Here is a 22,263-nt window from a genome sequence, read left to right as displayed (position 1 = left end):
CGCTTCTCATGTTTCCCGTTGAGCTGCGCGGTACCAGGGCGCAGACGCTCATGTGGGCCAACGAGCACGATATCGAGCAGGCCGCGCTGCGGCAACTACGGAATATCGCGCAACTGCCATGGGTCCACGGCGTCCGCGTCATGCCCGACGTGCACCTCGGCAAGGGCGCGACGGTCGGCTCGGTGATCGCGATGCGCGATGCGGTCGCACCCGCGGCCGTCGGCGTGGATATCGGCTGCGGCATGGAGAGCGTGCGGACCGACCTCACCGCCGCCGACCTGCCGGACAATCTACATTCACTGCGCTCGCGCATCGAGGCGGCGGTGCCGGTGGGGTTCCAGGCGCATAAGGATGCGGTCGACGTCGCGAAGCTGGGCGCGCGGTTCGCCGCCTCACATGGCGAATTGGCCAGGCACGTCCGCGGCTGGGCGCGTTTCTGGTCCGAGTTCGGCTCGCTGAATCCGGGCGTTCAGGCACTGGAGTCCAAAGCACACAAGCAGATCGGCTCGCTCGGCTCCGGCAACCACTTCATCGAGATTTGCCTGGATGAACACGACACGGTCTGGATCCTGCTGCACTCCGGTAGCCGCAATATCGGCAAAGAACTCGCCGAGCGACATATGACCGTCGCGCGCGCACTGCCGCACAATCAAGATCTACCCGATCGTGATCTGGCCGTATTCCTTTCCGGCACACCGGAAATGGAGGCGTACCGGCGGGATCTGACCTGGGCGCAGGAATACGCCGCACGCAACCGCGCAGTGATGCTGTCGCTGGTATGCGATGCGGCGCGCGCGGAATTCACCGGCCGCGAGGTGCGTTTCGACGAGCCCCTGAGCTGCCACCACAACTATGTGGCGGAGGAGGAGATCGACGGTGTGCCGATGCTGGTGACCCGCAAGGGCGCGGTGCGGGCGGGAGCGGGCGATCTGGCATTGATCCCGGGTTCGATGGGCACGCGCTCATATGTGGTGCGCGGCAAGGGAAATCCGGCCTCGTTCCAGTCGGCATCGCATGGCGCGGGTCGGCGGATGAGCCGCAACGCCGCGAAGAAGCAGTTCACCGTCGCGGATCTGATCGCGCAGACCGAGGGCGTGGAATCGCGCAAGGATGCGGGCGTGGTCGACGAGATCCCGGCCGCGTACAAAGACATCGACGAGGTGATCGCGGCACAGAGCGATCTGGTGGATATCGTCGCGACGTTGCGTCAGGTGCTGTGCGTGAAGGGGTGAGACGTGGCCGAATTGTGGTGGCACAACCGCAATTCGGCACGAAGCAGCTCAGCGACATCCACGATGCTGCGTTGCCTCATTATTGGCAATGAGACTCGGGCAGTAGCACGGACATCGACTTGAGTAGGGCCGAATTGTGATGAGCGCCACGGCAATTCGGCCTGAACGCATTCAGCGCCGCCGCATCGTTCCCGCGACGCCCGCACCGAGCAGCAGGACGCCGAGAATGAATGCGTATCCACTCGCCACCCAGGTGATCAGCGCTTGCCGCATCTCCTCGGACAACAGCGGCAGATCATCATGGATGATTCGCCAGGTGTCATCCGGGAACAGGAAATACACGAAGCCCGGCACCACACCCCAGATCAGACCGGCGAGCACCGTCCCGGCCGGTGTGTATGCGGCGAGCGCGGCCACCAGAAGTAATAACAGTGCCCCACCGACGATCTGGAACGTCGACCCGGCCCGATTCGCCACGGACCCGAGAATGACCCACTGCCGGGTATCCAGCGCCGCATGTGCGGCGAGTCCGATCCCGACCGGCGTAACCACCAGACCGGTCAATATGCCGACCATGGTTCGCCCGAATCCACCGGTACTGCGGAATTGCGCACCGGGTGGCGACCAACCCGGCGGCGGCTCGTAGTTCGTCATGGCTGCCTCCATAAGGTTGTAGGTGTTCAGGGCTGGATGTCCTGGATGCCCAGGACGGCGGGGTGTGGCTGATGGCTGCTTGCCGTTGGGTGGTTTCGCAGGAGTGGCCGCCCGGTCGTTCTGGACGCCTTGGCAGCTGATTGAAATCTGTGTGCTCAGTCGCTGTTTATGGAGATGCTGGCGGGGTCGTCCGTGGGGTCGAGTTGTGAGAGTGGGAGGTCGGACCGAGTGGCGGTCACCGCGCCGCTCATCGCCCGGCTGGCCCGTCAACTGCGCGACCTCGATCGTGAGATCAAAGATCTCGATAAACAACTCACCGAACGGTTCGGCGAGCATCCCCACGCCGCCGCCATCACCAGCGTGGACGGGTTCGACCCGATCCTGGGTGCGCAACTGCTGGCCGATGCCGGTGGTGACCTGCGCACCGTGTTCGGCAGCGCGGGCCGCCTGGCCGCCTACGCCGGACTGGCGCCGGTGCCTCGCGATTCGGGGAAGATACGCGGAAACCTGCACCGCCCCAAGCGATACCACCGTGGTATGCGCAAAGTCTTCTAGATGGCTGCACTGTCGAGCATCCGCCGCGCCGACGGCCCCTCGCGAGCCTTCTACCAAAAGAAACGCGCCGAGGGAAAGATCCACACCCAAGCGCTCATCGCACTGGCACGCCGCCTGATCGACGTCATCTGGGCACTGATCCGTGACAACCGCACCTTCGCCACCGAGGCACCAGCCTCGATCAGCGCTGCGGCTTGACACGATCATTGAAACTCCTGCGCGGTCTCACGGTGCGGAGCAATGGTCTCACTCTATTGCCCGTTGCCCCGGGATATTTCGCCGTTTTGGCCCACCGGGCGGCACCGGAGATATCGGTGTCCACCGGTAACGATCGGGACATTCGATCCGCCGAGCCTTTCGTCGAACGGATAGCGCGCGGCACGGTCGTCGGTATCGATGTCAGTCGCATCAGGCACGATGGAGCGCATGACCACCGCGGCCGGTACTTCAGCGATCGACCTCACCGCACCCGAGTTGCGGGAACGGGCCGAGGAGTTGCTGCGTGACCTCGCGGGACCGCGGGCGCGGCTGCGCGAGGATCAATGGACGGCGATCGAGGCTTTGATCGTCCAGCGGCGCCGGGCCCTGGTGGTGCAGCGCACCGGCTGGGGTAAGTCGGCGGTGTATTTCATCGCGGCCAAGCTGCTGCGCCGAGCGGGGCGCGGGCCGACGGTGATCGTGTCGCCCCTGCTGGCGCTGATGCGTAACCAGGTCGCGGCGGCGGAACGGGCGGGCGTCGTCGCGGCGACCATCAACTCCGGCAATGTCACCGAATGGGATGAGATCCACGATCGGGTGGCCGCGGGCGAGGTGGATGTGCTGCTGGTCAGCCCAGAGCGGCTGAACAATCCGGACTTCCGCGACCAGGTATTGCCCAAGCTGGCCGCCGACGCCGGACTGGTCGTGATCGATGAGGCGCACTGCGTCTCGGACTGGGGTCACGACTTCCGGCCCGACTACCGCCGCATCCGCACCTTGATCGCCGATCTCGGCTCCGATGTGCCGGTGCTCGCCACCACCGCGACCGCCAACGATCGGGTGGTCACCGATGTGGCCACCCAGATCGGCACCGACAGTGTGTCTACCCACCCCGCCGACTCCGTCGGCCTGCCACCTCCGTTGGTACTGCGCGGCACCCTGGATCGCGAATCGCTGCACCTGTCTGTGGTGCGCTTCGACGATGCCATCGAGCGCACCGCGTGGCTCAGCGGGCACCTCGACACGTTGGCCGGTTCCGGCATCGTCTACACCCTCACCGTCGCCGCCGCGCACGATCTCGCCGATGTGCTGAATTCGCACGGACACAATGTCGCCGCCTATACCGGGCAGACCGATACCGCCGAACGCGAGGCGCTGGAGGCCGCACTGCTGAACAACGAGGTGAAGGCGCTCATCGCGACCTCGGCACTCGGTATGGGCTTCGACAAACCCGATCTGGGTTTCGTGGTGCACGTCGGCGCACCATCGTCCCCCATCGCCTACTACCAGCAGGTGGGTCGTGCCGGTCGTGGCACCGATCGCGCCGAAGTGGTGCTGCTGCCCGGTCCGGAAGATGCCAGGATCTGGAGTTACTTCGCCTCCGTTGCCTTTCCGCGCGAACACATCGTGCGCTCGGTACTAGATGCACTGGACTTCGACCGACCCATCTCGACAGCCGCACTCGAGCCGCTGGTCGAACTGAACCGCTCGCGGCTGGAAATGGTGCTCAAGGTGCTCGATGTGGACGGCGCGGTGCGCCGGGTACGCGGCGGCTGGATCGCCACCGGACAGCCGTGGGTCTATGACACCGAACGATACGAACGTCTCGCCGCAGCCCGCGAGGTCGAACAGCAGGCGATGATCGACTATCAGCGCACCACCGGCTGCCGGATGCAGTTCCTGCGCCGCCAACTCGACGATCCCGGCTTGCCCGCGCTGGACGGCAATACACCCGGCTGCGGCCGCTGCGACAACTGCACCGGCACCCGGCTCGATACCACCATCGACTCCTCGGCCATCGCCGCGACCCGGGCCCGGCTCGACCGTCCCGGCCTCGATCTCGCCCCGCGCAAGCAGTGGCCCACTGGGATGGCCAAACTCGGTATTCCCTTGTCCGGCAAGATCACCAACGGCGCGGAGACCGGACGTGCGCTCGGTCGGCTCACCGACCTCGGCTGGGGCCAGCGCCTGCGCGCCCTGCTCGACGCGCCCGATGATCCGGTCCCGGACACCGTCTTCGACGCCTGCATCGCGGTGCTGCGCGAATGGAATTGGACTACCCGCCCGACCGCGGTGCTGGCCCTTGAATCACATCGCTATCCGGTGCTCACTGCCACCCTCGCCGCCCGCCTCGCCGAGGTCGGCCGCCTGCGTGATCTCGGCACCTTGCAACTGCGTGCGGATCGGCCGCCGGTATCGGCCGCGAACTCGGCCCATCGGGTCGCGGGACTGTTCGACTCCTGGCTGATTCCAGATCTGACTTCAGTGGACGGTCCGATCCTGCTCGTCGACGCACTCGCCGATACCGGCTGGACGCTCACGGTGGCCGCGCACGCCCTGCGTAACGCGGGGGCATCGGCGGTACTGCCCTTCGCGCTCGCCACTCAGACCTAGCCCAATGTTTGCCGATCAGTAACTAACAAACTAGCAAACATTTAGCTAGCCAGCGTTTCGCGCCGGGTTCGATCGGTCACGATATGGGCATGGACTCAAACTTGCCCGCAAAGCGGCTGCTAGATGAGGTCACCGCAAGGTACGACTCGGCCGAGGCGTTTTTCGAGACCTTGGACAACCCCCGCATCGACCCGAATGCCGACACCATCGAGCTACCACCCATGCCGGAGCTGCGCGAGCCCGACTGAGCTTGCGCGGTGGCCACTGGATACGCCCTACTGACGCGCGTCCGGTAGTTGAAGCGTCGGCGGGTCCGGCTCGATCCGCCTGGTGTCGCCGACGGTATCGGCCGGCGCGGCTCGCGGACGCCGTTGGCGCCGACCCCGCCCGGACCCCGGCCGCCGCCCGCGGGCACCGCGCGCAGTTCGAGCTGTATGTCACTCGGGATACCGGCGGCGGACCCACCGAGCCGTTATCGTCGGACGGGTGGCCAGAAAGTCCGCGTCGCCCGCCGTCGAACTCGATGCCGGCGACCGCACCGTCCGGATCTCCAACCCAGACCGCATCTACTTCCCGGAGTCCGGCGCGACCAAGCTCGACCTGGTGCAGTACTACCTGAGCGTCGGGGACGGCATCGTCCGCGCACTGCGGGATCGGCCCTGCATGCTGCATAGATTCCCCAAGGGACTCGCGGGCGACAAGGTGCATCAGAAGCGGCTGCCCGCCGGTGCGCCGGACTGGATTCCCACCGTGCGCGTCTTCTTTCCGCGCTACGGACGACATGCCGACGAACTCTGTGTGGACAAGTTGGCCGATGTCATCTGGGCGGTGCAGATGTCCACGGTCGAGTTCCATCCGTGGAACTCGCGCCGCGACGACACTGAGCGACCAGACGAATGGCGCATCGACCTCGATCCGATGCCGGATTGCCCGTGGTCACGGGTGCAGCGAGTCGCGGACGTGGCACATGAGGTGCTCGACGAATTGGGCGCGGTCGGCTGGCCGAAAACCTCCGGCGGCAGGGGCATGCACATCTATGTGCGCATCGCGCCGGAGTGGGGATTCACCGAGGTGCGCCGCGCGGCACTGGCCTTCGCGCACGAGGTGGAGCGGCGCGCACCCGACGATGCGACGACCACCTGGTGGCGCAAGGACCGCGATCCGAAACTGCTCTTCGTCGACTACAACCAGAACGCCCGCGACCACACCATCGCCGCCGCCTATTCGGTGCGTGGCGTCCCGGAAGCGACGGTTTCCACCCCCATCCGCTGGGATGAGATACCCGATATCAACCCGCGCGACTTCACCATGAAAACGGTCCCCACCCGCTTCGCCGAACTCGGCGATCTACACAAGGGCATCGACGAGGCAGTATTCCGCATCGACCAACTGCTGGAATGGGCCGATCGCGACAAGCTGGACGTCGACCTCGACGAGGACTGACCACACACGGCCCGATGGTTCGGACAGGACAAAAGGTGCCGATGCTACGGTTCGCTGCGAAGTCGACCGCAGGCGCCGTGCCGGTGGTTCGCCCGCGACAGGAGGTCGTCCATGAGCCCCGCCGAGGTTCCGGTTCCGGTCGCGATCGGCCCGATGACGCCGGCGCCGACGTTATTGCGCAAGGCGGTTGTCGAGGGCGGCGCGACCGTCGCGGATCTGGCGCAGGCCAGGGCCCTGATCTGGTCGGGTGGTCCCGGTGAATTCCCGGACGACTTGCCGGACTCCGTCGAATGGGTGCAGCTGCCCGCGGCCGGTGTCGAGGACTGGTTCACCGCTGGCATTCTTGCTCGGCATCCAGATGTTCGATTCACCTCCGCCGCAGGCGCATTCGCCGCGAGCGTAGCCGAGCACGCATTGATGCTGCTGCTCGCCGGAGTACGCTATCTGCCCGAACACCTGCGGGCGGGTAGTTGGCGACAGCACGATTTCTTCCCGCACGTCGACACACTGCGCGGCAAGACGGTCACCATCGTCGGTGCGGGCGGGATCGGGCGCGCCCTGATTCCCATGCTCGTCCCGCTCGGTGCGCACATCATCGCCGTCAATCGCTCCGGCCGCCCGGTGACCGGGCCCGGAATTCCGGATACCGTCGAAACCCTTCCGGCCGAACATCTCGCCCGCATCTGGCCGCGCACCGATCACGTGGTGATCGCCGCACCCGCGACGGCCGAGACGAAACACCTGGTCGGAGTGGAGGAACTGGCCCGATTGAAGCCGTCGTCCTGGGTGATCAATGTGGCGCGCGGCAGCCTCGTCGACACCGACGCGCTGGTGGCCGCCCTAGCCTCCGGCGCGATCGGCGGCGCCGGTCTCGATGTCACCGATCCCGAACCCCTGCCGGACGGCCACCCGCTCTGGGTGCTGCCGAATGCCATTGTCACACCGCATGATTCGAATCCCCCGCAGCTGCGCCTCGCCGCCTTCGCGGACCATGTCAGCGCGAATGTGCGGCGCTTCATCACCGGACGGGAACTGCTCGCGCCGATAGATACCGAACGGGGTTACTGACCCAACCGCAACCATCCCGTTTTGAATGTGCCATTGACAACTGGCACATTCATGTCTGACGCTTAGCTCATGACAGGGTCAACGAGGCCCTCGGTCTCTGGTGTTGCGGCGGTGCCGTCGGCACGGTCCAGACTCGCTACCGCGGCATGCGAGATCGGACTGCGGCGGTACCCATGAACGCACCGCCGACGCACCGCGCCTGCGCCTGCGAGTTCCGCCGGATATGGCCATGCCACCGCCGCTGATCCAGGCGGGCGGCGCCGAAATGCTCTGTGCCGATGCGACTGTGCACTCGAGATCTCGCCGGGCCAGGTAGCACGTCTTCCAGGCGCTGCCGCTGCTGACGCCGGAGCCGGACCTGGCCTTGGATCGGACCGCCGAATTCCGGCGTACCACACTGATTTCTGACACCGTGAAGAAGGTGAGTTGAGATGTTCGGATTCGAAAGACTCATCCCGATCGGAATCCGACCGCGCCGCAGTCATGGCGCCCGCGCGGTGGTCACCGGTGCGGGCAGCGGCATCGGCCGTGCTTTCGCACTCGAAATCGCCGCGCGCGGTGGACAGGTGATCTGCGCCGATATCGATGAATCCCGCGCCGATGAGACCGTGGCCCTCATCGAGCGCAACCATCCCGGTGCCGCGCATGCGTTCCGCTGCGATGTTTCGCGCCACGAAGAGGTGGAAGTCCTTGCGCGCTTCGCCGAATCGCTGTTCGAACGCCCGGTCACGCTGGTGGTCAACAATGCCGGGGTCGGCATCGGCGGCAAACGGGTCGGCGAAATCGGTTTCGCCGATTGGAATTGGGCACTCGGCATCAACCTGTGGGGTGTGGTGCACGGGTGCGAGATCTTCGCACCGCGACTGCGCGCCGCCTGCGGTGGCGGGCGCGACAGGGGCGGAATCATCAATGTCGCCTCGGCCGCTGCCTTCGCCGCCGCACCGTCGATGGCGGTCTATAACACGTCCAAGGCCGCGGTGCTGTCGCTCTCGGAAACCATGGCGGCCGAGCTGAGCGGGACCGGAGTCGCGGTCACCGTGCTGTGCCCGACCTTCGTCAAGACGAATGTGGCTCGCGACGGACGTATCACCCCGCAATCGGCCCGATTGGCCGATACCCTCATGCGCCTGACCGGCTTCTCCCCCGAACGCGTCGCGCGCACCACCCTCGACGCCAACGACCGCGGCCAACTGTATGTACTGCCGCAACTGGACGCGCACCTCATCTGGTGGCTCAAGCGCTACTTCCCCGCTCAATACACCTATGCCCTCGGGCTGCTGAATCGGCTACTGCCACAGGAGAACTCGTCCAGCTCCGACCGGACTTCGGCCTCGGATAGGACGGGAGTCTGATCATGGCGAACGCTGGCCCTTTCGAGCGACCTGCACGCAATCGCCAGCGGCGTGCGGGACGTTGGACTCGGTCGGTTCGCAGACCGCATTCCGGCCGCAGGTGCAGGGTGCCCTAGTCGCTATGAGAGGTGATATCGGTGCCGGACTACTGGATCGATGATCTCGCCCGCGCTGCGGGCAACACGACCCGGAATGTGCGCGCCTACCAGGAGCGCGGACTGCTACCGCCCCCGGTCGGCAAGGACGGGCGCGCCAGCGTCTACGACGATTCGCATCTGGAGCGACTGCGACTCATCGACGCGCTGTTGCAACGCGGCTTCACCACCGCCATATAGCCGATTTCATTACCAGCTGGGAGACCGGCAAGGACCTCACCGAGGTGCTCGGTCCGCAGCACGCGGTGACGGCCAGCTGGGCCAAGGACGAAACCTTCGAGATGCCCCGCGAACTCATCGGGACCACTCTCGGCACCGATACCGACGAACTCGTCGACCGGCTCGCGGAGATGAAGCTGGTGCGGATCGAGGGCGATACCGTCGCCTGCACCGATACCGCACTGCTCACCTCCTTCGCCGAATTGCATGAATACGGCCTGGAACTGCGCACGCTCATCGAGATCTACGCCAAGGTCGCCGACCACATCGATGACATCACCCACGTCATGATCACGGCCACCGAACAGCACATCGTCGACGAACACAGGCCCGGCTGGTTGCCGGAGACCAGCAGCGAAATCGCCGGCACCACAGCGATGCTCAATAAAATGCGCGAACTGGCCGTTGCCTCGGTGCATGCCACCCTGGCCCGGTCGCTCGATGTCACGCTGCGGCGCGAGTTGGGCGATTACCTCGCCACCGCCGCGGAGCGCGAACGCGGACGTACCGGTTCAGTGCCCGACGCGCCTTGACCGCCAGCGATATTCGCTGGGGTGCGCGTTGGTTCCGGGGGTTCACGCCGCCGATTGTCCGGTTTCGGGCCGACCGAGCGTTTCGGCTCGGCAGGCACGATGCTCCGGGCAGAGATAGCCGAATCCGGGTCGGATGAATGCCGGGTCGAGTCGCTGTGCGAACGTCAAGTTTTCGCGACGCCAGCAATCGCCGCATACCACTGTGTTCATGTGGCACCTCATTCCGCTCACAGGACGTGTGACCAGGAATTCCCAATTCCGCCGGGATCAACGCTGGCGTGAGCCCATAGCAACACAACCGTTACCTGCCCCCACGCCTACACACATTCGCAGCTCGCGCGGGTCAGGGGTCGAGTGGATTCACCACGCCCAGCCAGATCGCGGCCTGGCCGCTGATAGTGATATGCGTCCGCAAAAGATTTGACACCTGGATCCCTAAAACGCTGCACGCCAACCGATCCCATCCCACCGGGGGCAGCGATGACCGCGCCCGCCCTGCCTGTGTGGGAACGGTCCGCCCACCGCTGGGGCAACCCTGTCGCAAGCTGACGCCGACGCCGTCCGGGATCCCGCCACCGAGAGCCGTTGACCCCGCACTGAATCCGACACGGCACGCATAGTCTCGTCGAATCTTGGTCCAGTAAAAGGGGTTTCATCTGCTTGGGGTGAGCCCGAGGGCGCGGTGGTGGGCTTCGATGCCGTCGAGTATGCGTTGCAGGCCGTACTCGAAGACCGTGTTCAGGTTGAAGTCGAACTGCTCGCGAGTGACGTAGTCCAGTGCGGGATGCCCCGTGGTGGCTGGTTGCCGCTGACGACGGCCGCTGCGGTGGCGCATCCAGTCATCGGCCGACATTTCCGCCGGTGGAGTTCTGGGATGAGGGCGCATTCCTCGGCAGTGTCACACCGAGGGTGAACAAGGCGACGCCGTCGAATGGTGTCTCGTTGACCGCCCAGATTGATTGGAAACCACCACCACCGGTAATCACACGCTGCGGGCGAAGTATGTGGGCGGCAATTACACGAATCGGAGGGCTCGGTCGCGTGCGCGTCGGGACCGGCGTCGATCTCGGATCGGCGTGCCTGCCGATCGGCTGAAGTCACCGGCGGGCTTTGGACTTACGTCAGGGTGATCGCCTGCACGATCAGTACTATGTACAGTGTCAGGATGAACAGGACGGCCGGGAGTACCGGATAGTCCGGCTTGCTGCCACGGGCGAACTTCACCGCGCCCCAGATAGGAAGCGCTAAGAGCGCCAACGGAACCCAGGCGACCATCGCCTGGGCTGACGGGTACGTCCATGGCTGGACGAGTGCGATATCGGTGGCGGCGGCGACGGCCGCGCACAGCAGTCCGAAGGCCGTGCTGCCAGTCGCGCCGAGAGCATTGGAGTAGAAGTGCTCGTCGGTGCGTGGCGTGCGAAATGTCTTGCGAGCGAATTCGAATTGCAGGAACCCGCCGGCGAATATCAGAGCGACGGACGCGGTCTTCCAGGTGGCGTGGACCTCGCCGGTATCGGCGGCGGACAGGACCACATAGGCGGTGACCAGGAGCTGAACCGGATAGGTGACGGCGAGATTCGCCATGATATCGGTTCGTATGGTCTCCGATAGCCGCTCGAGCCCCCATAGCGCCAGGCCGTAGGCGAGGACGGCAGCGATCATGAGCGCGGAGATCACCGAGAGCGTCAGGCTGGCGGCGATCGCACCGATGGCAATGGCCGCCATGGCGGCTCGGAGTTCGGTCGCGGAAATCGCGCCGGTGACCAAGAGGCGGTCCGGATTGTGCACACGGTCGTAGTCGAGGTCCTTCTGTTCGTCGACCATGCGCAGATACAGCAGGACGAAGGCGACGACGACGATACGCAGAACCGTGGCCCCGGTCGGATGCCAGGCCGAATCCGGTTGTGACACCAGGGCCGCGGTCCCCTCCAAGGCCAGCACCCAGAGCACGCCGTACAGGACGTAGTGCGGTTTGTACATGACCGCGGTGAAACGCCCGATATGGACAACGGAATCGAGCAAACCGGAGGACGACGTCCCGGCGACCTCGGCTGTGTGCATTGTTCGCTCGCTGGGCTCGGCTGTGTTCATGGTTCGCTCGCTGCGCTCGGCTCCGGCACGAGCGATGCGCGCTGTAACCTGATTCGCGAACTCATGCCTCGGTCCACCGATCCCACATCGTCACCTCCGCGGCAGGTGTGCGCCGCAGCCCCTGCCCGCGCGTACCGGGCAGCAGATGCGCGACCGGCAGCATGGCGACCTGGGTGACCTGCTCGAACGGAATCCCGAGCAGATCGGCGATCTCGCGCTCATAGGCCAGATGCGCGGTGGTCATGGTGGAGCCCAGTCCACGTTCGTGCAGCGCGAGCATGAAATTCCAGACCGCCGGGTAGATCGAGCCGTAGAAACTGGCCAGCAGCAGCGGGGACGCGGCCGCGGGCGGGCGACCGAGCGAGCACACGATGACCAGCACGGGCACCTCGTGCAGATGCGCCGCGAGGTGCTGCCCGGAGGCCAGATCACCGAGCTGGTCCGGACGAGGTGTGCGCGCGGAAAGGTACGCGGCGAAACCCTTTCGGTAGTACTCGGCGATCTGCTGTTTAGTCGCCGGATCCGCCACGACCAGGAAGCGCCACGGCTGCCGGTTGGTGCCGCTCGGCGCGTGCACCGCGATATCCAGGCAGTCCAGCAGGTCCTGACGCGCGACCGGACGGGTCAGGTCGAGGCGGCGGCGGAAGGCGCGGGTAGTGGTCAGCAGATCGGTGCCCGAGAACTCCGCGCCCATCAGGCTCCTTCACTATCGGCCTCGGAAATCAGTGCGTCCTCGGCGAATTCGAGATCGATCCGGGCGGCCACGGCGTCGGCCTGGTAGATCTCGCAATGGATCACGGTGGTACCGGCGCCTTGGTCGGTGATCTCCGCGGTGCATTCCACCGGCAGGTCCAGCTCGACGAATCGTTCGAAAGCACTTGCCACACATGCGAGTTGGGGCAGATCGCGCACGAGCATCGACAATGCGGTCTGCCGGCAGGCCTCGATGAGCAGACTGCCGGGCACATGGTCGAGCTGGTGGTCGAACAGAAAGGGATGGCCGAGATCGGGTACCAGCCGTGCCCGTGCGGTCGCACCGTCGCGCACCGGCGGGCCGATCACCACATTGCGCCAGTTCTCCCGGCCGACCGCGGCAGGTGCGGCGCGTTCGGTGAGTGCCAAGGCACCACAAAACGGGCCGAGCCCCAGGCTTTCCCGGAATCCGCTGCGCAGCGCCGACCACTGCCGTGCGGTCACCCAGGAGAAGGATCCGTCGACCGTCAGCATCGGCACGCCGTCGGATTCGATCTCGAGCACCATATCCACTCCCTGCAGCACACCACCACGCTGATGATGCTGCGGAACTCGCACATGCATCACCAGATCGGCGGGTGCGGTGCGCACCTCCCACGCGGCGGTGTCGGATCCGGTGCCATTGAAGGTGCGTACTACGAAGGCCATTTCGGGCGGCACCTCATAGAACTTGTGCGTCAATGCGATGGCGGCCTGCCGGGCCGCCTCCATGACCACCAGCGGATCATGGCGCACCGCAAGCGATCCGGCGTGATCACCGTAATACGCGTGCATTCTGGGCAGTTGGGCTCCCGCGACGAAAGTGTGTTCGGCCACGGCGTCCAGCGAGGTGACGAACACCTCCGAGACCGCGCACCGGTGTGCGAGTTCCCGGGAGATGGTGCGGGTATGGCTCGCCAACTGCACGGCGGCCGCTTCTGTGGTCACGTTCGACCCTCCAACCATTCTTCGGCGGACACCGGTCGCAACGTCTGCGACGCGGTACCGGTCCGCATGGGAAGTACATAGGACCCGAGTACGATCGCCGACCACGGATCGACCTCGCGGCCATCGGCCCAGGCCAGATGCAGCAACTGCGCACAGTCCGCATCCGAGGCCGGATCGAAACCGGGTGGGGTCGACCTACCGCCCTGTGCCGAATCGTGTAGCACCCGGTCGAGCGCGTCCGCCCGATCGAAGCTGCGCGCCGGTGTGCGCGCATAGAGTTCCTCGGCGATCGCGGCCGCGTCCGCCGCGCGATCCGCACCTGCGCAGGCTTGTGCAATCACCGCTGCCCGGCTCCATTCGTCCAGGTAGATGGCGAGTTCCCGCAGTACGTCGGCGGGATCGTCGGGCGAATGCACCAGGTTCAGCAGATAGTTGTGGCGGCCGAGCAGATACCGCAGTTCACCCGGGCGGCGCTTGCGCGGATCGGTGGCGCCCTTCGCCTCGGTGAGCCGCACCGGCACCGGCAGTTCACCGTCGGGGGCGTGCACGACGAGGACGAGCACATCCGAGATGGCGACCAGCAGATCGGCCAGGCGGCGGCGTTCGGGGGAGGCGATATTCCAGGCGAAGTACCACAGTGCGCGGGCCACATGCCGGTCCACCGGAAGACGGAATGCGCTGACCACCCGAAAACCGTTGTCGACCAGCCAATTCAGTGTCGGCTCCACGGAACGCGCGACGATCGCGTCCGGCTTGAGCAGCAGCAGCGAATGCTCCCTGGCGAATGTGGCCGCATCGACACCGAGTCGGCCGAGTTGGTCCACCGATTCCTGAACATAGGTGTCGACGACGTAGGCATCGACCTTCTGCGGCGATGGCGTCAGCGCGCCCAGCAGTTCCCGCAGCGACTCCGACGTTGTCGCACTCATGGGGCGGCTCCGTCGAAGTTGTTGCTGGCCAGGATGTCCGCTATCGAGGGCAGCGGCATACCCAGGTATCCCGATTCCAGGCAGAAGTCCAGCAGTACCCGCAGATACTCCTTGCCGCTGGCCGGGGACGGTTTGCCGAGCAGCACGTCGGCGTGGCTGGTGTCGAACACCAGTCGCCGCCGGAAATAGCTGGTGTAGAGCGAACCGATGCGGCGGTAGTACTCCCGCTCGATCGGCTCGAGGTCGTCCTCGGCGAAGGTCGACTCGGGCACGAACGTGGCGACCTCGAACGACGGATATTCGGCGAGCACATCGGAGACCTCGCGCAGCGACAGGGTATCGCGGCCGAGCGCGTGCAGCGTGCGACGGTGTGCGGAATCGAAATCCAGTACGGCCGCGGCGATGACATCGGCGACATGGTCGACCGGTGCCAGCGAGAGTGTCGCGTCGTAGCGGCCGGGCAGCGAATGCAGTTTGCCCTCGACCATGAGTTTCACCACGGTGTACAGATTCTTGTACTCCCGAATGGTGCCGGTATCGCTCGCTCCGGTCACGATGCCAGGCCGCACGATCGCCCACCGCAGGCCCTGCTCCCCAGCCGCGCGCACCAGCTTCTCGGCGCGAAACTTGCTGTCCTCGTAGCCATTTCCGAAGGTTTGACCGGCGTCGAGTTCGTCCTCGGCAAGGGTGCCGCCGCGCATGCCGCAGACATATGCGGTGCTCACATGTACCAGCGGCACCTCCCACCGTCGCGCGAGCGCAATGGCATTCGCGGTGCCGACGACATTGAGTTCCTCATAGTCCGCCGCCGACGCGTCGAATGCCGTGGTCGCCGCGCAGTGCACGACGATGCCGACCCGCTCCGCCAGATCCTCGGCGTCGCGCTCGGAGAGGCCGAATCCGGGCGCGCGCACGTCACCCGCGACGGCTGTGCCGGCCTCGATCAACGTGCCGTCATTGCGCACAATGGTCGAATTGCGGTGCAGCACAGCGGCAATCGGTCGATTCGCGGCCGCGAGCCTGGCCACGACCTCGGCACCGACCAACCCGGCCGCACCGGTCACCAGCACGGTATCGCCAGGACTCATAGCGGCACCCCGCCGGACGCTTCGGCCGCCGCTACAGTGCCCGAGATCAGGGCGATCACCGCATCGACCCGGCGCACACCCACCAGTTCCTCGGGCCGGTAGCGCGGCAGCGCGAACGCACGCTCCAGGACGACAGTGAGTTCCATCAAACGCAGCGAATCGAACCCGAGATCCTCCACGAGGCGGTGCTCGTCGGACAATTCGGCCGGCGGTTGCGGGGCCATCGCCAGGACGATCCGGCGCACCTTGTCGGCAGTCGTGATGTCGGCCACCGCGGGCCCACCCGGCACCAGGTCGCCACCATTCATCGAATGGCTGCTCGATGCTGCCCTCATGACTCTCCTTCCCGCAGATGCGGTTGTTGGCCACCGGAGGTCAGCAGATCGCGGGCCTCGTCCAGGGGCAGGTCGGTATTCAGGTACCCGGCGATGCGCAACCAGTCGTAACCGATCGCCAGCGTGCGCCGCCACTGCTCACGCGAATCGAAGGAAGCCGGGAATCCCGTTGTCGTCTCCGCCCCCGCCGCGATCCGCCGGACCAGTGTGACGAAATCGTCCAGCACCGCGAGGCTCGCGAGCGTATCACCGCCCGTATCGATTATCGCCGAGAAGCCGACCTGCCGTGCCGATTCCAGCTGCGTCAACAGATCGTCACGACGCACGGCGTGGTCCGGCAACAGCCGCCGCACAGTCTGCACGGGCGCCACATCGGCGGGCAGCGGGTGAGTCCCGAATGCGGACAACAGGACACGGACCGCCATGGCGATCAGCCGATGTGCGGCGATATCGGCGACCGCACCCTGGGAGTTCTTGACCGCGCCCGCCAGGTCCTCCCTGGCATTCTCCAAGACGACATTGGACCACACCAGATTCAATGCGCATTCGGTGAATCTGGTTGCGGGCAGGGGCGACAACGTCGCGATCACTTCGTCGCGCGTGGCACCGGTCAGGCCGAGGGCGGGCGCGGCCGCATAAGGCACCGGAGTGTACGGCTTGACCGGCTTGCACATGGCCAACGCCGGATCGATGAGGTCGCCACCGCGCCACTGCAATCCGACCAGACCGAGCCCGAGGAACTCGACCAGATTCTCGGCGATGTCATATTCGGCGCGGCCGAGGACATCGCGCAGCGAATGCCGGAACACCACCGAACGCCAAGCACGGGCCGCGCTGTCCGATAGTACGAAGACGTCGCGGTCGTCGCGGATCACATGGATGCGCCCGCCGATCGTCCAGGTGGTGACCCTTGGTCGGCGTGCGAAGAGGATCTGGTGCGGATCATCGGTGATCTCGGACACACCGAGCCTCGCGGCCAGCTCCCAAACCCGTTCCCACGCAACCTGCTCGGTCGGCCTGGTGAGCTCGCGATAGCGATCGATGAGCGCGTCGGTTCCGATGCGGTCGAGTTGGTGCGGTAGCCATTTGGTTTCCAGATAGCTTTCGCCCTTGCGGGCGGCCCAGCCCTTCATTGCCTGGAGCAGGCCGTCTCGGGCCCAGTCGGCGGCCTCGGCCTCGGCGTGCAGGGCCCGCAGCGCGACCGCGTAGCGCAGTGCCTGTGTCGCGCGCCGGACCCACCAGTCGGCCACCAGCGCCGTGAACCGCGAATGTGGCAGCAGTGCACGCAATTCCACGACATCCGGTGCCGCGGACCGGACCACGGTGGCACGCAGGAATCGCTGACACCGGTTGAGCAGATCCTCGTCGATCTCGTCCGAACCACTCGCCGCCAGCTCGAGCTGATTGCGCAGCTGCGCCTCGGACCGCGTCCGCACCTCCACGCGCCGACCATCGATGAACAACACCGTCGGCAGCGTCGGCAACTCCTCGTCACCGGGTGCGACTACCAGGAAATCGACATCGGATCCGGCATTGCCGAAGCCCTCTGCCAGCGAGCCCTCGAATAAAATGGTCGAATCTCGCGGTACCGCAACGCTTTCCAAGGATCGATCGAGCAACTGTCGTACTCGTTCGGCAGGCAGCGCAGGCTCGGGCACGGCATCGTCGGTCACCGGGCGGTCGGTCCGCGGTTCCGCTGCGGTGGCCGCGTCGGCCCCGTGCAACACCGCGCCCGCCAACGCACCGTCCGCGAACAGCTGCCACATATGCCGACGCCGCGGTTTACCGCTGGAGGTGCGGCGGATGGTGCCGCGCGGGCCGGTCACAATGGTCACCGTCTGCGCGGGCCCGAGTTCTCCGCGAATGATCCTGCGCGCCTCGGCAATCCACTCGCCCGGTGCCGATTCGGCGAACAGTGCGATGCCCTGGGCACCGGCCTCGGTGATCGCGACGGCGGCAAGTTTGCCCTTGGTAATTCCGGTTTCCTGGGCCACCCGGGATTCGATGTCCTCCATGAACACCGACCGCCCGCGCACCTTCAGGCTCGAGCCCATCCGGCCGAGTACGAAAACCTCACCGTTGTGCAGGAATCCGGCATCGCCAGTGAACAGCACCTTTTCGACGATCCGGGTGGAGGACCCGGTGGTGGGCTCGCCGGAGTAACCCAGCGCGACCGAATCCCCGACGACGATCATCTCGCCGAGAGTGCCGTCCGGCAGTTCTCGACCGTCTTCGTCGACCACTCGCACCGTCGATTCGGGCGTCGAGTAGCCGAGTCCGGTGATCCACCCGGACCCCTCGACGCGGTGGGTGTCGTCGAGCAATTCCTCGGCCAGAATCGTAATCGGTTGGCCGAAGCGCAGACTGGGATTGTCCAGCCGCAGCGCGGTGATGGGCCGGTTGCGCGCGGAGGAGGTGACCATCAGCGTCGCCTCGGCCAGACCGTAGGCGAGAGTGTACGCAGAGGTCGAAAACCCTTGTCGGCCCGCGAGATCGGCGAAGGACTGCAGATCGGCCAGCTCGACCGGCTCGGAACCGACGGCCAGCGTACGCCAGCCGGACAGATCAAGCTCCGCGATCTCCTCCGGCGCGACCCGATGCGCGACATAACCGAGTGCGAACGACGGCGACGGAGTGTGCTGTGCGTGCGACATGGCGCGCAGCCAGCGCGCCGGATCGCGGACGAACTGGTCCGGGCGCATCAGATACAGCTCGCCCTGATTGGTCACGGTGGTGAGGAATGCGCCGACCAGGCCCATGTCGTGATAGAGCGGCAGCCAGGAAACCATGGTTTCGCCCGGCCGCCAGTCGATCAGCGTCGAAATCATCGCGATGTTGTTGGCCAGGTTGTGCCAGCTGACCCGCACCCCACGCGGCGTCCCGGTCGACCCGGAGGTGAATTGCAGCAGCGCACATTCGTCGGGCACGCCGAATTCGCGCTCCACCGGCGCGGGACCGAGATTCGCGGCATCGATCACCAGTGGCTCATCGGTACGGCCGGCCGCCTCCGCCGCTTGGCGCACCAACTGCTCGAACTCGATCGAGGTGACCATCAGTCGCGGCCGGGCTTGCTCCAGAATTGCCGCGATATGCGCGATGATCTGGTCGAGGTCGCCGAACATCGGCGGCGCGACCGGGGTGAAGACCCCACCGCAGGCCCACACCGCGTAAAAGGCTGCCGCACAAGGAAATCCGGTCGGCATGATGACACATACGCCATCGCCGCTGCCCATACCGTTTTCGCGCATGCGCGCCGCGATCGCCCAGGTCAGCTCCGCGAGCTCGGAATAGCTGCGGTACTCCCAGCCGTCGGCCTCGTCGGCAAAGTGGATTCCGGCGTCGGGCGCCGGATCGGCAAGCCAATTTCGTACTGCAGCAACGTCTTCACCAGGCTTCATTCCGCCGGATCTCCTCCCGAAAGCACAGTAACGGTACCGTTCGTGCCATCGACCCGTATACCCATACCGGAACGTATTCTTTTGGTCAGGTCCTTGACTTGAACCACCGTCGGTACTCCCAGCTCCCGTGCCACGATCGCGACATGGGTGAGGGGGCTGCCGCGCTCGATGACCAGCGCCGATGCCGAGGGCAGTGCGGCGACCCAACCGGGATCGGTGCGGTATGCCACCAGAATGCCGCCAGCCACATCGCGTGGCTCGTCGACGACCACCGCGGCGCCTTCGACGATTCCGGATGCCGACGGCGTGCCGGGTAGCACGGTGCCGACGGTCGCGGCCGGGGTGTCGGTGACCGGCACCCAGCCCTGACGCGCGAGTTCGGCGCGCCCGAATGTCGGCCCAGAGGTGATGAAGCGGGCCGGGGCGACCAACTCGGCGTCCCTGGCGCGCTGCGCTTTCCGTGCGGCGACCAGACCGCCGAGACCGCCCGTATCGGCGCCCTCGTAGCAGCCGCGCAACTCCTGGACGGTCAGTGCGAAGACGTCGTCGAATTCGTCGATGACACCACGCGCGACCAGATCCCGGCCCATGACCCGGATCATCCGCTTGACCATGCCGAAGGCCCTGGTGCGGCAGAACCGCAGCCGCTCTCGATGCGCCGCGCACCGATTCACCTTGCCGCGCAGGCGTTCATAGATCCGCCGCCGGAAGCCGTGCAACTCTGCGTCGAGGTACTCATCGGCCTCCGCACCGCGGCTGTGCTGCGCCGCCTCGCCGACCCGGCCGATCGCGCTGCGCAGCATGATGAACAGGCTCGCGGGATCCTCACGCAGATCCGGGGTTTCCAGTTTCAGCTCGTCCAGGCTGCGGTAGCCGTAGCGATCGATGTAATCGTCGATCCGGCCGAGAAAATCGGTGCGGTCGCGCAGCGCATCGTAAATCTGTTCCGGCGCGGTCGAATTGATCAACGACACCAGTTCGGGATCGCGGCGAGCGAACTGCGCCAGCTCGGTCATCGCGCGCGCCGGTTCGGCGGATTCGACATCGGCACCGGGACCGACGACGGCATACAGGAACCACTCCGGCGCCTTCGGCAACAGCAGTTTGGTCAGCAGATACATCAGACCGGTGCAGGTCAACAGGATCGCATCCAGGACCATCAGCGGACCCCAGCGCTCGACCAGATCGCGATCGACCTTGCGATAGGCCGCATAGGCCTGTTCGCCGGTCAGCGTCGCGTAATCGAGCGCATCATATTCGTCGTAGACGCGATAGAAGTCGGTCATGAAGCGCTCGACCATATCGTCGATACCGAACAGCCGCCGCACATAGGTCACCGTGGTAATCGCCCGCGACCGCAGCCGGGCCAGCGGCGTACGGAAGATGAATGGGCGCAGGGTTTTCGCAACCTCATCGGGCAGCGGTTCATCGACACCGAGCGCCGCCTCCAACACTTTCCGGTTCAACGGATACCCGGGTGCGATGCCCACCATCCGGTACCAGTGCAGCAGGTTGTAGTAGACCCGGCCGTGAAAGTAGCCGAGTAGCACCGGAGTCCAGCGATCGGTCTGGCGCAGTTGCTCGGCGGGCACCCGCAGCGACTTCGCGTAACCGTGATATACGCGGCCGTAGATGTCAGCGGCGGTCGTGTAGGTCAGCGGGGAGGTGATACCGCTGAAACTCTCGATGATGTTGGAGTTGTCCCAGATTCGCTCGTCGCCGTCGGCGAGCACCTCACCGGCGCCTCGCAGTACCGCGGCGCGTACCGCGCTGTCGGTGACCGCCGTGGTGATCGGCCGCGACTGCAGGAACCAGAGGCCGTCGGCATCTATGGCCCACTCGATGTCCTGTGGCGCACCGAAATCGGCCTCCAGCTTGCGTCCCCACTCCACTAACTCGGCCAGTTCGGCATCGGCGAGCACGGCACGCTCGCGGCGCTGCTGCTCGACCTCGAGCACCGCACAGCCCTGCTCCCCCGCGGGTGCATAGCTGCGATCCTTGTCCCCCACAGTCGTTTCCAGCACCGTGCCGGAGGATTTGTCGACCACAACCGAATCGGCGTCCACCGCACCCGAAACCAGTCCCTCGCCGAGCCCGTACACCGCGCTCACGATCAATTCGTCTGCGGCACCGCTGATCGGGTTCGCGGTGAACATCACCCCGCTGGCCTGCGCAACGATGAGACGTTGCAGGACAACGGCTATGGCATCGGTGCGCGGCAGGCCGTGTGCAAAGGCATAGCGGATGGACCGTTCCGAGAAGGCCGAAGCCCAGCAGTCGCGCACGCGCGCCGCGACCGCATCCACGCCGTTGACATTGAGGAACGAGTCGAACTGGCCCGCGTAGGACTGGCCGGGACCGTCCTCGACGACGGCTGACGATCGAACCGCGATCGCACCCGTGCCGACGCGGCCGTAAGCATCGGCGATCAGGTCGAGAATCGGCTGCGGCAGTGGCGCATTGCTGATCGCCGCGCGTAATTCCGCACCAGCGGCCAGCGCCGAATCCAAGTCGTCCGATGACGTGACATCCATCACATCAGCGGCCGCATCGTCACCCATGGCGGTCTCGCTGAGGAACCGGTTGAAGACATCGGTGCCGACCACTACCCAGTCGGGGACGCGGAAGCCACCATTGTGCAAGGTGTACAACCCACGTGCTTTACCCCCGGCCAGCGCGGCGAATGTCGCCGAGTCGGTCCACGGTCCAAGTACCTGCAAAGCTTCTCTCCCATCACCCCCGTTCACCGCACCGGAGCGGGCGCTCCGGCGCAACGAGGCGGAGCAAAGCGGAAGGGGTTGTTTGGATATATCCGACTTTTGCTTTCGACGTTAGCCCGCAATCCTGTGGTACCGCTTGCCGCAGACGTGGTTCGAACGCTTCGAGGCATCAGTAAGCTGGCCCTTTCGAGCGACCTGCAAGCAGTCGCCAGCGGGAGC

Annotated in this window: 18 protein-coding genes and 1 pseudogene; 9 read left to right on the top strand and 10 right to left on the bottom strand. The window is 65.8% G+C overall.

Annotated elements, in window-relative coordinates:
• The first annotated feature begins 8 nt into the window (after nt 1–8).
• Nucleotides 9–1,232 (top strand): RtcB family protein, encoded by a 1,224-nt coding sequence (locus tag AB0L63_RS17500; RefSeq protein ID WP_364501386.1) that lies wholly within the window; start codon nt 9–11, stop codon nt 1,230–1,232.
• Between the two features lie 171 nt (nt 1,233–1,403).
• Here AB0L63_RS17500 and AB0L63_RS17495 read toward each other — a convergent pair whose 3' ends face one another.
• Nucleotides 1,404–1,886 (bottom strand): hypothetical protein, encoded by a 483-nt coding sequence (locus AB0L63_RS17495; protein ID WP_364501384.1) that lies wholly within the window; start codon nt 1,884–1,886, stop codon nt 1,404–1,406.
• Nucleotides 1,887–2,123: 237 nt separating this feature from the next.
• Between AB0L63_RS17495 and AB0L63_RS17490 the strand changes: the two are divergent.
• The 8 genes and pseudogenes from AB0L63_RS17490 to AB0L63_RS17455 all read left to right on the top strand — a co-directional run.
• Nucleotides 2,124–2,639 (top strand): annotated as a pseudogene (locus AB0L63_RS17490) (transposase); the annotation flags it as partial.
• Between the two features lie 228 nt (nt 2,640–2,867).
• Complete coding sequence (locus AB0L63_RS17485) at nt 2,868–5,033, top strand: DEAD/DEAH box helicase (protein ID WP_364501382.1); 2,166 nt, start codon at nt 2,868–2,870, stop codon at nt 5,031–5,033.
• Between the two features lie 89 nt (nt 5,034–5,122).
• Complete coding sequence (locus AB0L63_RS17480) at nt 5,123–5,281, top strand: hypothetical protein (protein WP_364501379.1); 159 nt, start codon at nt 5,123–5,125, stop codon at nt 5,279–5,281.
• 238 nt (nt 5,282–5,519) lie between these two features.
• Entirely contained in the window at nt 5,520–6,476 is a 957-nt protein-coding gene (ligD, locus tag AB0L63_RS17475; RefSeq protein WP_364501376.1) for a non-homologous end-joining DNA ligase, read from the top strand.
• A gap of 111 nt (nt 6,477–6,587) precedes the next feature.
• A complete protein-coding gene (locus tag AB0L63_RS17470; protein ID WP_364501374.1) occupies nt 6,588–7,544 on the top strand; it encodes a D-isomer specific 2-hydroxyacid dehydrogenase family protein in 957 nt (318 codons plus the stop codon).
• Between the two features lie 431 nt (nt 7,545–7,975).
• Nucleotides 7,976–8,896 carry an SDR family NAD(P)-dependent oxidoreductase gene (locus tag AB0L63_RS17465; RefSeq protein ID WP_364501371.1) on the top strand — a complete coding sequence of 307 codons (921 nt, stop codon included), beginning with the start codon at nt 7,976–7,978 and terminating at the stop codon, nt 8,894–8,896.
• A 137-nt stretch (nt 8,897–9,033) separates the two neighbouring features.
• The gene (locus AB0L63_RS17460; RefSeq protein WP_364501368.1) at nt 9,034–9,231 is read left to right on the top strand and encodes a MerR family transcriptional regulator; all 198 of its coding nucleotides are present in this window, start codon (nt 9,034–9,036) and stop codon (nt 9,229–9,231) included.
• A 44-nt stretch (nt 9,232–9,275) separates the two neighbouring features.
• Nucleotides 9,276–9,803 (top strand): hypothetical protein, encoded by a 528-nt coding sequence (locus AB0L63_RS17455; protein WP_364501365.1) that lies wholly within the window; start codon nt 9,276–9,278, stop codon nt 9,801–9,803.
• 652 nt (nt 9,804–10,455) lie between these two features.
• Here the strand turns inward: AB0L63_RS17455 and AB0L63_RS17450 are convergent.
• The 9 genes from AB0L63_RS17450 to AB0L63_RS17410 all read right to left on the bottom strand — a co-directional run bounded on the left by AB0L63_RS17450 (nt 10,456) and on the right by AB0L63_RS17410 (nt 22,044).
• Entirely contained in the window at nt 10,456–10,638 is a 183-nt protein-coding gene (locus AB0L63_RS17450; RefSeq protein ID WP_364501363.1) for a hypothetical protein, read from the bottom strand.
• A 281-nt stretch (nt 10,639–10,919) separates the two neighbouring features.
• Nucleotides 10,920–11,864 carry a hypothetical protein gene (locus AB0L63_RS17445; protein ID WP_364501360.1) on the bottom strand — a complete coding sequence of 315 codons (945 nt, stop codon included), beginning with the start codon at nt 11,862–11,864 and terminating at the stop codon, nt 10,920–10,922.
• A 91-nt stretch (nt 11,865–11,955) separates the two neighbouring features.
• Entirely contained in the window at nt 11,956–12,588 is a 633-nt protein-coding gene (locus tag AB0L63_RS17440) for a nitroreductase family protein (RefSeq protein ID WP_364501357.1), read from the bottom strand.
• Entirely contained in the window at nt 12,588–13,574 is a 987-nt protein-coding gene (locus AB0L63_RS17435; protein WP_364501354.1) for a ScbA/BarX family gamma-butyrolactone biosynthesis protein, read from the bottom strand. The genes AB0L63_RS17440 and AB0L63_RS17435 overlap by 1 nt, the downstream gene beginning before the upstream one ends.
• Nucleotides 13,571–14,503 carry a nucleoside-diphosphate kinase gene (locus tag AB0L63_RS17430; protein ID WP_364501351.1) on the bottom strand — a complete coding sequence of 311 codons (933 nt, stop codon included), beginning with the start codon at nt 14,501–14,503 and terminating at the stop codon, nt 13,571–13,573. The genes AB0L63_RS17435 and AB0L63_RS17430 overlap by 4 nt, the downstream gene beginning before the upstream one ends.
• Nucleotides 14,500–15,591: an SDR family oxidoreductase gene (locus tag AB0L63_RS17425; RefSeq protein WP_364501348.1), complete on the bottom strand. Its 1,092-nt coding sequence runs from the start codon at nt 15,589–15,591 to the stop codon at nt 14,500–14,502. Before AB0L63_RS17425 ends, AB0L63_RS17430 begins: the two co-directional genes overlap by 4 nt.
• Nucleotides 15,588–15,926 (bottom strand): acyl carrier protein, encoded by a 339-nt coding sequence (locus AB0L63_RS17420; protein WP_364501346.1) that lies wholly within the window; start codon nt 15,924–15,926, stop codon nt 15,588–15,590. The genes AB0L63_RS17425 and AB0L63_RS17420 overlap by 4 nt, the downstream gene beginning before the upstream one ends.
• Nucleotides 15,923–19,324 (bottom strand): AMP-binding protein, encoded by a 3,402-nt coding sequence (locus tag AB0L63_RS17415; protein ID WP_364501343.1) that lies wholly within the window; start codon nt 19,322–19,324, stop codon nt 15,923–15,925. The genes AB0L63_RS17420 and AB0L63_RS17415 overlap by 4 nt, the downstream gene beginning before the upstream one ends.
• Nucleotides 19,321–22,044, bottom strand: coding sequence for a phosphoenolpyruvate synthase (locus tag AB0L63_RS17410; RefSeq protein ID WP_364501340.1), 2,724 nt, complete (start codon nt 22,042–22,044; stop codon nt 19,321–19,323). The genes AB0L63_RS17415 and AB0L63_RS17410 overlap by 4 nt, the downstream gene beginning before the upstream one ends.
• Nucleotides 22,045–22,263 lie beyond the last annotated feature (219 nt).

It is taken from the genome of Nocardia sp. NPDC051990, assembly GCF_040680755.1.
Lineage (GTDB): Bacteria > Actinomycetota > Actinomycetes > Mycobacteriales > Mycobacteriaceae > Nocardia.
Note: the sequence above shows the minus strand (reverse complement) of the source record. Positions and strands in the feature narration are given on the sequence as shown.

Bases quoted from the DNA above. Each gene is read 5' to 3' on its own strand.
- AB0L63_RS17500 (WP_364501386.1), top strand. From the start codon at position 9: ATGTTTCCCGTTGAGCTGCGCGGTACCAGGGCGCAGACGCTCATGTGG.
- AB0L63_RS17495 (WP_364501384.1), bottom strand. From the start codon at position 1,886: ATGACGAACTACGAGCCGCCGCCGGGTTGGTCGCCACCCGGTGCGCAA.
- AB0L63_RS17485 (WP_364501382.1), top strand. From the start codon at position 2,868: ATGACCACCGCGGCCGGTACTTCAGCGATCGACCTCACCGCACCCGAG.
- AB0L63_RS17480 (WP_364501379.1), top strand. From the start codon at position 5,123: ATGGACTCAAACTTGCCCGCAAAGCGGCTGCTAGATGAGGTCACCGCA.
- AB0L63_RS17470 (WP_364501374.1), top strand. From the start codon at position 6,588: ATGAGCCCCGCCGAGGTTCCGGTTCCGGTCGCGATCGGCCCGATGACG.
- AB0L63_RS17465 (WP_364501371.1), top strand. From the start codon at position 7,976: ATGTTCGGATTCGAAAGACTCATCCCGATCGGAATCCGACCGCGCCGC.
- AB0L63_RS17450 (WP_364501363.1), bottom strand. From the start codon at position 10,638: ATGCGCCACCGCAGCGGCCGTCGTCAGCGGCAACCAGCCACCACGGGG.
- AB0L63_RS17445 (WP_364501360.1), bottom strand. From the start codon at position 11,864: ATGCACACAGCCGAGGTCGCCGGGACGTCGTCCTCCGGTTTGCTCGAT.
- AB0L63_RS17440 (WP_364501357.1), bottom strand. From the start codon at position 12,588: ATGGGCGCGGAGTTCTCGGGCACCGATCTGCTGACCACTACCCGCGCC.
- AB0L63_RS17430 (WP_364501351.1), bottom strand. From the start codon at position 14,503: ATGAGTGCGACAACGTCGGAGTCGCTGCGGGAACTGCTGGGCGCGCTG.
- AB0L63_RS17425 (WP_364501348.1), bottom strand. From the start codon at position 15,591: ATGAGTCCTGGCGATACCGTGCTGGTGACCGGTGCGGCCGGGTTGGTC.
- AB0L63_RS17420 (WP_364501346.1), bottom strand. From the start codon at position 15,926: ATGAGGGCAGCATCGAGCAGCCATTCGATGAATGGTGGCGACCTGGTG.
- AB0L63_RS17415 (WP_364501343.1), bottom strand. From the start codon at position 19,324: ATGAAGCCTGGTGAAGACGTTGCTGCAGTACGAAATTGGCTTGCCGAT.